The organism is Pedobacter steynii, from assembly GCF_001721645.1.
Taxonomy (GTDB): domain Bacteria; phylum Bacteroidota; class Bacteroidia; order Sphingobacteriales; family Sphingobacteriaceae; genus Pedobacter; species Pedobacter steynii_A.
In genome coordinates, this window is sequence record NZ_CP017141.1 from 1,516,445 (window position 1) to 1,529,234 (window position 12,790).

At 43.1% G+C, this 12,790-nt stretch carries 8 protein-coding genes; 7 read left to right on the plus strand and 1 reads right to left on the minus strand.

The annotated features are described in order from the left end of the window. Positions 1-131: 131 nt before the first annotated feature. From BFS30_RS06165 to BFS30_RS06175, 3 genes are all read left to right on the plus strand, one after another. Positions 132-1,331, plus strand: a complete 1,200-nt coding sequence (locus BFS30_RS06165) for an anhydro-N-acetylmuramic acid kinase (RefSeq protein ID WP_069378479.1) — start codon at positions 132-134, stop codon at positions 1,329-1,331. A gap of 79 nt (positions 1,332-1,410) precedes the next feature. Further along, positions 1,411-4,581 carry a SusC/RagA family TonB-linked outer membrane protein gene (locus tag BFS30_RS06170; protein ID WP_083252288.1) on the plus strand — a complete coding sequence of 1,057 codons (3,171 nt, stop codon included), beginning with the start codon at positions 1,411-1,413 and terminating at the stop codon, positions 4,579-4,581. Positions 4,582-4,598: 17 nt separating this feature from the next. Further along, positions 4,599-5,903: a RagB/SusD family nutrient uptake outer membrane protein gene (locus tag BFS30_RS06175; protein ID WP_069378480.1), complete on the plus strand. Its 1,305-nt coding sequence runs from the start codon at positions 4,599-4,601 to the stop codon at positions 5,901-5,903. Between the two features lie 82 nt (positions 5,904-5,985). Here BFS30_RS06175 and BFS30_RS06180 read toward each other — a convergent pair whose 3' ends face one another. Continuing rightward, on the minus strand, positions 5,986-6,732 hold the full coding sequence (locus BFS30_RS06180; protein WP_069378481.1) for a DeoR/GlpR family DNA-binding transcription regulator: 747 nt from the start codon (positions 6,730-6,732) through the stop codon (positions 5,986-5,988). 233 nt (positions 6,733-6,965) lie between these two features. Between BFS30_RS06180 and BFS30_RS06185 the strand changes: the two genes are divergently transcribed. The 4 genes from BFS30_RS06185 (at position 6,966) to BFS30_RS06200 (ending at position 12,790) form a co-directional block, all read left to right on the plus strand. Continuing rightward, positions 6,966-10,058: a SusC/RagA family TonB-linked outer membrane protein gene (locus BFS30_RS06185; protein WP_069378482.1), complete on the plus strand. Its 3,093-nt coding sequence runs from the start codon at positions 6,966-6,968 to the stop codon at positions 10,056-10,058. A 14-nt stretch (positions 10,059-10,072) separates the two neighbouring features. Then, positions 10,073-11,647 carry a SusD/RagB family nutrient-binding outer membrane lipoprotein gene (locus BFS30_RS06190; RefSeq protein ID WP_069378483.1) on the plus strand — a complete coding sequence of 525 codons (1,575 nt, stop codon included), beginning with the start codon at positions 10,073-10,075 and terminating at the stop codon, positions 11,645-11,647. Position 11,648: 1 nt separating this feature from the next. Further along, the gene (locus tag BFS30_RS06195) at positions 11,649-12,431 is read left to right on the plus strand and encodes a DUF4397 domain-containing protein (RefSeq protein ID WP_069378484.1); all 783 of its coding nucleotides are present in this window, start codon (positions 11,649-11,651) and stop codon (positions 12,429-12,431) included. A gap of 143 nt (positions 12,432-12,574) precedes the next feature. Next, positions 12,575-12,790 (plus strand): hypothetical protein, encoded by a 216-nt coding sequence (locus tag BFS30_RS06200; protein WP_069378485.1) that lies wholly within the window; start codon positions 12,575-12,577, stop codon positions 12,788-12,790.

Consider the following 12,790-nt stretch of genomic DNA (forward strand, 5'->3'; position numbering starts at 1 on the left):
TTGTTTTTTATGAATTTGGCAGTTTTTTTGCCGTTTATATTTGATTTTTTGTCAAATCGTTCTGAAGAGCTCGTTTTTCTTTACTTTGTCTACATTTGTTAGTATCGTTATTATGGCTTCAATAGAGTAACATGAATTCAAACTGGAAGAAAATATTTCAAATCCTGGAAAAGGAGGAACGTCTGATCATCGGATTAATGTCCGGAACTTCACTGGATGGTCTTGATATTGCGCTTTGCGCGGTGAGTGGAGCCGGATCACAGACCAGCGTCAATGTCCTGGAATTTACAACAGTCCCTTACGACAATGAGTTAAAGGCGGCGGTTAAATCTATTTTTTCCAGAAGAGATGCCGATCTGCAAATGGTTTGTCTGATGAATGAACAGATCGGGCTGTTGCATGCCGGGATGATTCTGGAGGCATTAAAGTCCTGGGGAAGGAAACCTGAGGAAATAGATGTCATTGCCAGTCATGGGCAAACGATATTTCATGCCCCTGCTTCTTTACACGGATTACCTGCTTATCCCAATGCCACGCTTCAAATTGGAGATGGCGATCATATTGCCGTTAAAACAGGAATTATTACCATCAGCGATTTCAGGCAAAAACACATTGCTGCGGGAGGCGAGGGGGCACCTCTGGCTGTTTATGGCGACTACTTATTGTTCTCAAAAAAGGGTGAAAACCGCATCATGTTAAACATAGGAGGGATTGCGAACTTTACTTATCTCCCTGCCAATAACGATGCTTCCAGCGTGTTTTCTACAGATGTAGGTCCTGGCAATACTTTAATGGATCAATATGTTCAAAAATATTATAAAGGATTATATTTCGATGAACATGCTGCTATTGCAAGTAAAGGAACGGTTAACCAGGCTTTGCTCCATGCCCTGATGCAAGCCGAATTTTTAAGCGCTGATTTTCCGAAAACGACCGGACCTGAGTTGTTTAATCTTCCTTATCTCGAGCAGGCTCAGGAAAGATCCGGTACAGCCGGGCTTGGGCAGGAAGATGTATTGGCTACCTTATGTCAATTTTCAGCCAGGGTAATTATAGAATCGGTAGAAAAATGTTTTGGAAAAGCGGAAACCCCCTCGATATACCTGAGCGGAGGAGGAATGCATAACCCTTTACTGGTTGCTGCTTTAAAAGCCGGATTGCCAAATGCTGCGTTCTATACTACTGATGATCTGGCCATCAATCCGGATGCGAAGGAAGCCGTACTTTTTGCTGTTCTGGCCAACGAAACTTTAGCCGGAGAACAGACAAATTTTGGTGAGCGGGAAGGTGTTCCTTCCATCACTATGGGAAAGATATGTTTGCCAAAATAGATTGATTCAGTAAAATATTTGGTTATTTGTATAAGAAAAATGTCCATAGGACTTTTTTATGCAAACTAAACCAAACATTATGAAAAAACTTTACTCTTTTGGTTGTTCCAGAAACCGGCTGGCTTTCTGGTTGCCAATTTTTCTGATCTTTTTAGGCCAGGCGGCCTATGCGCAGACCCAGCGATATGTTTTAACCGGTCAGGTAACAGATGGAACTTCCAGTGTTGGTATTCCTGGGGTGGTGGTTAAAATACAAAACACCAAATTTGCTGCTGCTACAAATTCCAATGGTAAATATAGTTTAAGTGCGGATTTGGCGCCCGGAACTTACCAGGTTGTTTTTTCTTCCATTGGGTATAGGGCACAGCAAAAAAACACTCAGTTCGGTGCCAAATCGGAATTGGTGTTGAATGGGGAACTTGAAACAGAGAACATCGGGTTAGATGAGGTGATTGTAACCGGTACTTCACAAGGGACAACCAGAAAGCAAATGGGAAGTTATGTCAGTACGGTAAAAGGGGATGACCTGAATAAGGCCCCAAGTGGCAATGTGCTTTCCTCGTTACAGGGAAAAACCCCTGGTGCCCAGATCAGTCAGAATTCCGGAGATCCGGCAGGAGGTATGTCTGTAAGGTTGCGTGGGGTTAGCTCTATAAACTCCTCTTCTGAACCGCTATACATTATTGACGGGGTTATTGTAAACAACTCTACAACAAGGGTAACGAATACTTCAGCCAATTACGATGGGGGCAGTAATTCCGGAAATCCAGTTGGGCAGAACGGAAACTTTGTTGGAAGTGTCGGACAAAACAGGATGGTGGATATCAATCCAAATGATATCGACCGGATTGAAGTTTTAAATGGCGCTGCTGCTGCGGCCATTTATGGCTCGAGAGCAAACTCCGGAGTGGTGCAAATTTTCACTAAAAGGGGGTTGAGTGGAACGCCGGTAGTGAGTTTCTCTACGGGCTTTACCCTTTCCAAATTACGTAAGCAGATAGAAGTAAATCAAAGCCCGACGAAGTTTGGCGGTGGGGTGGATGTTTTTACACAGGATATCATTCAGACCGTTGGGAATCCAGGCGTATTGCTAACCGATAAAACCCCGGTAACGAGGTATAACTATCAGGATTATATTTTCAGGACAGGAACTGGTACCGACAATGCCGTTTCCTTATCCGGAGGTACCGACAATACCAAATTTTATGCGTCGGCCGGATACTTCTCTAATGATGGGATTATCAAGAATACCAATTTCAAACGATACAACTTCAGGGCAAATTTAGACCAGAAAATTGCCGATTGGATAAAGCTGACAGCCGGTTTTACCTATACCCATAGTGATGCGCATGAGAAGCCTGACGGCAACTCTTTTTTCTCTCCAATGAATTCGGTAACCATCATCGGGAACTTCCATGATATTTTTACCAGAGATGCCCTGGGTAACCTGAAGTCTGTTGGGGAACGTGGCCGTGTGAATCCGGTCTCTGTGATTGAGGACATCAAACAGCGACAGTTTACCAATCGGGTTATTGCCAATACCAGTTTAAAAATGAATCCGGTGAAAAACCTGACCATTGATTATACGATGGGGGTAGACAATACGACACAGAACGGAACTACATTGATTCCACCTTATGCCTATAACGTGAGTACTGGATTTTATGGTGGAGGTGCTACATTAGATGCAGGACTCAATGGTTATTCCAGTGCTGCAAATGCGACGACAACGATGTTCAACAATGAATTGAACTTTACCTACGACAGCAAGCTGGCGGAAGGCCTTTTATCTACAACGCAGCTTGGGGGCTCTTTTCAATACCAGAAGGACCTGTATGCCTTGCTGAATGGACGAGGGCTTGCACCATTTATAGAAACAGTAAACGGGGCGGCTACGCCATTGCAAAATATGGACAGAAGGTCTGAGTTTACCATTAGTGGGGCTTATTTGCAACAAAACTTTAAATACAGAGATCATCTATTCGTTACCGGAGCGGTTCGTGTGGATCAGTCGTCGGTTTTTGGTAAAGACCAGCGTACACAAACCTATTTTAAAGGAAATGTGAGTTATGTGCTTTCTTCTGCTGAATACTGGAAAAACCTGGGTGTTTCCGGTTGGTGGAATGCTTTCAAGCTCAGGGCTGCTTATGGTGAATCCGGAAACTTAACCGGAATCGGTGCATATGAACGTTTCAATGTCTATAATGCCAATCCACTTTTAGGAAAAGTGTCCTTTACTTCTAATCCTACCCTGGCCAATACGAATGTGAGACCAGAGCGTCAGCGGGAACTGGAAGTTGGAACAGATATGGCTTTCTTCGGAAATCGTTTAGGACTTACTTTTAGCTGGTACAATAAACGGGTTTCTGATTTATTAATTCCGGTAGTTATTGCACCTACACAAGGTTATTCCAGTTTATTGAATAACAATGGTTCATTAGAAAATAAAGGCGTGGAGCTGATGCTGAGCGGCGTTCCTGTTGACGGGGAGAATTTTAAATGGAACACCACCTTTATTTTCAACAGGAACAGGAATAAAGCAGTTGGGACCGGTGGTTTGAGGTTAATTTCGACTAACCCTGGTGCACCTGTGGCGATCATTGACGGAGTTCCTACCGGAGTTTTTTATGGAACGTTCTTCGCCCGAAATGCTGATGGCAGCCTGCTGACTAACGCGGCTGGTATTCCTTTACTGGAACGTGGTACTCAGAACTCTGCCACGAGCTTTACCCCACAGCGGGATGCCAATGGCATGCCTACAGGTACGCCGCTAAGAAAGGTAATCGGAGATCCAAACCCGGATTATACGCTTTCATTTGTGAATGACTTTACTTTTAAAAAGCTGAGCCTTCATGTGCAGTTAGATGCGGTACAGGGCGGCGATGTGTGGAATGCAGACTGGAGAACCCGCCAGGGCGTAGGAAATGGAAAAGTAGCAGAACAGGAACAGATGGGCTTATTGCCAAGAGGATATATTGCCGGAGTTTATGCAACTGAAGAATGGCGGATTGATGATGGTTCTTTTGTGAAACTAAGAGAGGTTTCCCTGAGCTATAACGTAGGTAAATTTAAGTTTTTTAAAGACCTGACTATCAACCTTAGTGGACGTAACCTGATTTCCTGGGATAACTACAAAGGATACGATCCGGAAGTGAATGCCGGCGGACAGTCTACTTTACTCCGTAATATAGATTTCGGGGCGGTACCTATCCCGAGAACATTCAGTTTAGGTTTAAGGGTTAAGTTTTAATTTTAAAAAGATTGGATATGAAAAATTATATAAATAAGTTTTACCTGCTTAAGCTTACACTTGCAGCGTCATTACTATTGTCATTTTCTTCCTGCAAGAAAGAATATGTAGATCCTAATGCGGCCCTTGCCGATGATGTTTTAACTACTTCAAGAGGATTGACCGGGGTTGCGGTCGGTTTACAACGGCTTTATACTGCAGGAAGGGCCGGTGTTTATTTTAACTCAGTTTCCGCAAATGGGTTTGTGACCAATGAGATTTACCTCGTTAATTCGGGTAACATCCCGGAACTGCAGTTGTTTACCGGTGGAAGCAGTGTAGATGGGACCAATGCGATTCTGACCGGACTGTGGACCAATGCCAATAAAATTATTTTTGATGCAGACAATGTGATCAACAATGCTGCAAATTTAGCGGATAAAGATTATGCTGCGGGATTGATTGCTTACACCAGTATTTTTAAAGCCCTTGCTATTGGAAACCTCTCTCAGTATTGGGAAAAGATCCCTTCCGGAATAGGACAAAATGTTTCTTTTATTACCAGACAGGAAGGTTTTACCAAAGCAATTAAAGTGATTGACGATGCGCTGGCAGGGGTTAACGGAAAAGCCATTAATCCTGCTCTTTTGTCCAATATCCCTGCGGGAATAGACATTAAAAACACGTTGAATGCATTGAAAGCCCGTTATGCCCTATTTATGGGGAATTATGTGCTGGCACTTTCTGCTGCAAATAGCGTAGACCTGACCGTAAAGTCTTCTTTCAATTTTGACAACAATACCTTTAACCCGATTTATGACATTGCTACATCAACAGCCAATGTTTTTCAGCCAACAAATGCAGCCCTGGGTTTAACGGGTACCGCAGTACCTGATGCAGATGATAAACGGATTCCGTTTTATACCGCTGCTGCAGCAACAGCTCCTTTTGCACGTTTAAAAGGGTTTGGTGCAGCACTGACCATGGCTATCCCGGTATATCTTCCGGGTGAAATCACCTTGATTAAAGCAGAAGTTCTGGCACGTCAGCCAGATCCAGAAGCTGCTTTAACAGAGTTGAATAAAGTGGTGACTAAAGATCCGGCAACGGCAGTTTTTGGTGTGGGAGCGGGCTTGCCTGCACTCACAGGAACTTATAACAAGGAGGAATTGCTGGCATTGATTTATAAGCACCGTTGTATAGAGCTTTACCTGTCCGGATTGAAGATTGAAGATATGAGGCGGTTTGGTTTGTCGAATTCGGAACGTAAAAGAAATTTCTTTCCTTATCCTTTTACGGAGAGAGATGGCAATCCAAATACTCCTGCCGATCCGGCATTTTAAGCTGATCCTAGTATAAATTGCTGTGGAGATCAGCAGACGGCCCTTCTGAATTAATCAGAAGGGCCGTTTTGTTTATTTTAGATTATAAAATCTGGAGGCTTTTTATCTGATAATCCGCTAACTGAGGATCATCTGAAGGAAGTTCGGTAATCAGGTATTGGATGTTGGTAATCGGCGCGACTTTTAATCTCAGGGAGATGTTGAGTTTTTCAGATATACACAAGACTGCTGTTTTCTTGGAACAGTTGAGCATTGTTTTTTTTAGCTGATTGATTTCCCAATCGGTATCGGTCAATCCGTCATTCGCATGCAAAGCGCTCGTGCCCAACAGGCAAAGGTCGGGACTGATTTCCGACAATTGGTTGATGACATGCCCTCCATAGGTGACCTGAGAATTTTTTGAGAACAATCCTCCGATCAGGATGACTTCCACCCTTGGGTAATTGGCGAGCTCTATGGCTACAAAAGGACTGATGGTAAAAAAAGTAGCGTGCAGATTTTCCGGAAGTTGCTTTACCATTTCAATAATTGTCGTTCCTCCCCCGGTTAGAATGACCATTCCGTCTTTGATGAGGGTAATTGCCTTTTTTGCAATAATGATTTTTGCATCCTTGGCGTATACCGTACTGTCGTCAAAAGAAGACTGATAAGATTTGGAAAGGGCGCCTCCATGCACTTTATAAAGCTGGTCATGTTCAGCCAATTCTTGCAGGTCCCTGCGGATGGTATCCTCGGAAACACTTAGCAGCTGGACCAAATCAGAAGTCAGCACACGGTTGTGCAGGTTGATTTGTCGCATGATGGAGTCGTGCCGTTCTTTTTTTAGCATTTGGTTTTTTTTGGACTAAAGTAGTAAAAAAAGGGAAAATCATCATTGCGGTTTTGTGCGTGTTTGTGCGGTATTTTGTGTAACAAAATAATGACAAATGGCAATTATATCTGCAAATAATGAAAAACATTTGTGATATTTACTACAATGCTGACTTATCTTGCGTTTAATTGCGTGTTTATTTCAGGGGGACCAATCAACCAACTTTAAATTTTTTAACCAAATAAGCTTTTATGAAAAGAAAACTACTATTACTTTTTATGGGCATTTCTGTTTTTGTTACGCAAACGTTTGCGCAGCAGATTACGGTTACAGGTACAGTTAAATCTTCTGACGGCCAGCCCGTTCCGGGAGTCTCTGTAAAGTCCAAAGCAACAACCGCTGTCACTCAGACCTCCTCCAACGGGGTATACAGCATTAAGGTGAGTAGCGGGGACGTGCTTACTTTTTCTTATATCGGCATGATTACGCAGAGTAAACCTGTTACCGGTGCGGTATTGAATGTAACCTTGCAGGATGACGCGCAATCGCTCAATGAGATTGTAGTTACTGCATTGGGGCAAAAGTCTACGAAAAGGTCTATTGGAACGGCGCAGCAACAAGTAAGTGGTGCCGCAATTGCAGAAACGCAAAGAGAGAACTTTATCAATGCGCTCCAGGGCCGTGTGGCCGGTGTGGAAGTCACCAGCTCTTCCGGAGTACCCGGAGCCTCCTCCTCAATTACCATCCGCGGGATCAGTTCGATCAGTGGAAGCAATCAACCTTTATTCGTTGTTGACGGTTTGCCGATTGATAACAAGACCTTAAATACCTCTGCATTTTATTCGGAGAACAGTTCAACTACAGCTTTTTCAAACAGAGGAGTAGATTTTACGAACAGGGCTGCGGATATTAACCCGGAAGATATTGAAAACCTTGTGGTACTAAAAGGTCCGGAAGCTGCAGCGTTGTATGGTATAGATGCAGCCAACGGAGCGATTGTAATTACGACGAAGAGAGGGAAGGCGGGGGCTGGTGCCGTTAATTATAACAATAGTTTCCGTGTAGAGAAAACAAGTACAGTTCCTGAATTACAGCAGGAGTATGCACTTGGTTCTTTTGGAAGCCCGCTTACTGACCGGCTAAGGTATTTTGGTCCGAAATACGCAGCAGGAACGAAATTCTATGATAATATAGATGGATTTTTCCAGACTGCATTCACTCAAAAACATAATTTATCTGTAGAAGGTGGTTCTGAAGCGGTTAATTACCGTGTTTCCACCTCTTACACTACTCAGGAAGGCGTGGTTCCCGGCTCGGACTATAACCGCTTTACTTTAATGGGTTCAACCGGTGGAAAAATCAATAAATGGTTAAATGTAGATTTATCGATGAACTATTCCTATGCGAATAACAATCAGGCATTTAAAGGAGATGGAGGTCCGCTGATCGGTTTATTGGTCTGGCCTCAGGATGACAATGCAAAGGATTACCTGACTGCATCCGGAACCAGAAGAAGGTTGATTAACGGAGGAGATCAGACCCTGGAAATTGAAAACCCTTATTTCAATGTGAATAAAAACAGATCTACTACAAAAAATAACAGGATCATCTCTAACCTCGGTTTTACCATCACCCCGGTGAAATGGATGAATATTAAAACCAATGTCGGGATAGATGCCTATAATAATAACGCCCTGATTTTAAGTCATCCCGAAAGTAGAAGGGGCTTTCTTAAAGGAGGAATTATGGATGTTGCCAATGATAATACCCGCAACATCAACTCTCAGACTTTATTTAACTTAACCAAACAAAACATTACTAAGGACATTACCATCGACGCAACCTTTGGTAATGCGATAAAAGCATTGAGTTCTAAAATTGAAAGCCAGTATGGTGAAAACTTCCTGGATCCCGATTTTATTTCCATAAACAATACCACCACCACTTTGAGAAATGCGAAATCATCAATGGCTCAACAGCGTGTGGTGAGTTTGTTTGCCCGTACTACATTGGGCTATAAAGATTACTTATACCTTACCCTGACCGGAAGAAATGACTGGACATCTACGATTCCTCAGGGTGCAAATTCTTTCTTCTATCCTTCGGTATCAGGAAGTTTTGTCTTTACCGAGGTGCCTGCTCTTAAAGATGGGTTAAGTAAAGTATTTACTTCCGGTAAATTGAGAGCGGCCTTTGCTAATGTGGGTAAAGATGCCAGACCTTATGCTTATAAGCCTGCACTGGAAAGTAAAACTACTGTTGGCGGTGGGTATGGTTATGGCTTTACCGGCCCGAATCCGGGATTGGTTCCTGAATTTGCAAGTTCTTATGAGCTGGGTACGGAACTGGCCTTCTTCAAAGACAGGTTAGGCCTTGATGTAACGGTTTATCGCAAGGAAACAACCGATCAGATCGTTAATGACGTGAGGGGAAGTTATGCTACCGGATATATTTTATTTAACCTTAATGGTGCGGAAACCAGAAATCAGGGTTTGGAAATCAGCTTGAGGGGAACGCCGGTGAAACGTGATCATTTCAGTTGGGACATTATGACTAATTTTGATATGGCCAGAAGTAAGGTGCTTTCTTTACCTAATTCTCTTCCTGAATCCTATGTGTCAGACACCTGGTTGTATGGAAATGTTAGAAATGGGGTGACTGTAGGACTTTCCACACGTAGCCTTACCGGACTTTTTTACCTGAGAAATGATAAGGGAGATATTCTGATTAACCCTGCCAGCGGTTTGCCGGTAAGGTCCACCACGTTTATTGAGGCAGGCTATGACCGTCAGCCTGATTTCTCTTTGGGGATTACCAATACGTTCAGGTATAAAGACTTTTCATTATCCTTCCTGCTGGACATCAGAAAAGGTGGAGATATCGTAAATGCTACGCAGAGTTTGCTGACCCAATTGGGTTTATCACCAATGACACTGGATAGGATGGAACCAAGGGTGGTTCAGGGCGTATTGCGAGATGGTTTAGAGAATACGGCGAATCCAACACGTAATAATATCAGCGTCATTCCATACTATCAGAATTTGTATTATACGGAGATGAGTGAGGAGCTGTTCATTGAAAAAGATATCAACTGGATCAGATTAAAAGACATTACCCTTCAATACCGTTTGCCTGCATCTTTACTTAAGAAACAGGGATTCGTAAAAAATGCGAGTGTATTCTTTACCGGAACAGATTTGTTCCTGATTACCAATTATACCGGACTTGATCCTGTGGTAAATGGTAACACTGCAGCGGTAGGAGGTTCAGGTTCACAGGGAATCGATTATGGAAACTTCCCTATGCCTAAAGGGTTTAATTTTGGTATTAAGGTTGGTTTTTAAAAAGGAAATTAGAGATGAAAAAAATATATATACTATTGATCACGACTGGAATGTTGGCCTTTGGAGGCTGCAAAAAATTTCTGGACGTAAATGATAACCCCAACGCACCACAAGTGGTGCAGGCGAATTTATACCTTGCTCCAATGTTGCATTGGATGGTGACTTCGCCGGCTTATGATGCCCGCTTTATCGGTCGTTATACTCAGAACTGGACAATCATTACAACCGCAACGAGCTGGGACAGGCAAGGGTATGATCCCGCTTCAGACAATGGCGCACAGCTGTTCAGGGATGTGTACTGGAGTCTTGGACAGAACCTTATAGATATGACCAATATTGCCGAAAGGGAACAACGATGGGATCTGCTGGGCGTAGGCCAGATATTAAAGGCCTGGGGCTGGCTTGCCTTAACTGATATTCATGGGGAAATTCCTATTAAGCAGGCCTTTGAAGGTTCCAGAACAACTTTCGATTATGACACTCAGGAATTTGCTTATCAGGAGTCCTTCCGTTTACTCAATCTCGCGATTGCCAATCTGAATAGAAAGGATGGAGCGGTAGATAGTAAGTATTTAGGTAAAACGGATGTGATTTACAAAGGAAATGCAGAGCTATGGATCAAATTTGCGAACGGAATAAAAGCAATGGCCCTGAATCATTTCTCTAACAAATCAGGTTTGTATAAGCCAGACGAGGTCATTGCTGCAGTTGATGCTTCTATCGGCGCCAGTGATGCGGAACAGCCGTTGCTTGCCTATACTGGTACCGCTAATGACGATATTAATTTTTATGCGGGAGTGAGGGATAACCTGACCAATTATCGCCAGACCAGGTTTATTCTGGGCTTGCTAAATGGTACTCAATATCCGGGGGTAGTAGATCCAAGAATGAGCAGAATGCTCGCTCCTTCACCTGATGGGCAATACAGAGGTTTAGAGATTGCTCAGGGAGTTGGGGCCTTAACCGTTAACGAGCGACCTAATAATTTTTGGGGATATGCAACCCTGCAGCTTTCTATAAGAACACCGGCGAGGTATATTTTTTCCACTAAGTCAAAATTGCCATTGTTTACTTATGCTCAGCTTCAGTTTGTGAAGGCAGAAGCAGCCTATAAAAAAGGAGATAAAGTGACGGCGCTACAGGCTTATAAAAATGGGATTTCTGCGCACTTTGATTTTGTGAATGCAAGAAATTCTGATGACGGGCAGGTTCCTACCCAGATTTCAGTTCCGGAGAAGGAAGCTTATATGGCTGCTACCTCGGTGATTCCTGCTTCTGCAGGTGAACTTACCCTTACCAATATCATGTTGCAAAAATATATTGCTCAGTGGGGCTATGGACATTTGGAACAATGGATGGATTTAAGAAGGTACCATTATAAGGATCTTGATCCCGTTACCGGAGAACAGGTTTTTGCCGGTTTTACGCCGCCAACCAATTTATATGCGGATAATGGGGGTAATCTGGTTTACCGGCTTCGCCCGCGTTACAATTCGGAATATATCTGGAACAGAGAAGCCTTAGATAAGATAGGTGGACTGGCAACAGATTACCATACCAAAGAAATGTGGATCACAATACCTCAATAATATGAAAAGAGATTTTTTATTATCAGCAGTACTTCTGCTGTCTACTATCCTGTATTCCTGCGATAAGACCGATATTCAGACTATTGATGGTCCGGCTACCGGTGCCTCGGTGAAGTTTTTTAATTTCTCCCTAAATAGTCCTGTTGTGAATTACTTTGCCAATGATATTAAAGTAACTGCTGCGGTTTCTACTACCGGAGCAGAGAGTGGAACGACCGGGCTGGCCTATGCTGCCGTTTATCCTTCTACGAATGCTTATGCCATACTGGCTGGTGGAAATTATGACCTGAAGGCCACCAGGCCTGTCAACGCAACGGCAGATCCCGGGCTGATCATTAACAAGCTGACTGCGAACCTAACCGAGGGTAAAAACTATTCTTTATATATGTGTGGTTTTTATGATAAAACAGCGAAGAGCAGTGATGCATTTATTATGGAAGATGTTCTTCCTCCGGTAGATACTTCGGCAGCCTATGTGAGGTTGGTAAATGTTTCTCCCAATGCGAATCCTGTGAATCTGATCATCAAAAACAGGTCGAATAATGCAGAGTTGACTGTTGCCACCAGTGTGGCCTATAAATCGGGAGCTGCGTTTGTAAAAGTTCCGCAAGGTGTTTACGACCTGATGCTGCGTTACCCGAACACTACGACTGATATTTATACCCGGACGGAGGTGTCTGTCATAAAATCTAATGTCTATACTTTTACACTGAGAGGGGACATTACCGTTGGAGGGACTTCTGCTACAAACAGGACCTTTATAGACAATACACCAAACAGATAGGTGTTGTTGCTGGTTTAATCATGTGCCCCCGATTTTCGGGGGCATTTTTTATGCCTGATTTTTCTGATGTTATCCATTCAATAGTTGTTTTAAAGCACGCGGAGTATTAGTTATTTTCCTATTTTTGCTGCAAAGTATATATTATGGCAAGTTTTACACTTACTCCTGAGACCTGGAAAAAGGTTAAAATCAAATTTCTTAGAAAATATCGTGAGCTGGCAAATGTGGAGATCTCCTTTGTTCCCGGACAAGAAGATGAACTGGTACAGCAACTGATGACTTTGGTGAAAAGAGACCGGGAGTATGTTGAGTTTACCATAGAGAAGGCATTAGCTGATCCTGAAGGCAACAGGCTATAA

Coding starts and splice junctions, on each gene's coding strand:
- BFS30_RS06165 (WP_069378479.1), top strand. CDS start 132: ATGAATTCAAACTGGAAGAAAATATTTCAAATCCTGGAAAAGGAGGAA.
- BFS30_RS06170 (WP_083252288.1), top strand. CDS start 1,411: ATGAAAAAACTTTACTCTTTTGGTTGTTCCAGAAACCGGCTGGCTTTC.
- BFS30_RS06175 (WP_069378480.1), top strand. CDS start 4,599: ATGAAAAATTATATAAATAAGTTTTACCTGCTTAAGCTTACACTTGCA.
- BFS30_RS06195 (WP_069378484.1), top strand. CDS start 11,649: ATGAAAAGAGATTTTTTATTATCAGCAGTACTTCTGCTGTCTACTATC.
- BFS30_RS06180 (WP_069378481.1), bottom strand. CDS start 6,732: ATGCTAAAAAAAGAACGGCACGACTCCATCATGCGACAAATCAACCTG.
- BFS30_RS06190 (WP_069378483.1), top strand. CDS start 10,073: ATGAAAAAAATATATATACTATTGATCACGACTGGAATGTTGGCCTTT.
- BFS30_RS06185 (WP_069378482.1), top strand. CDS start 6,966: ATGAAAAGAAAACTACTATTACTTTTTATGGGCATTTCTGTTTTTGTT.
- BFS30_RS06200 (WP_069378485.1), top strand. CDS start 12,575: ATGGCAAGTTTTACACTTACTCCTGAGACCTGGAAAAAGGTTAAAATC.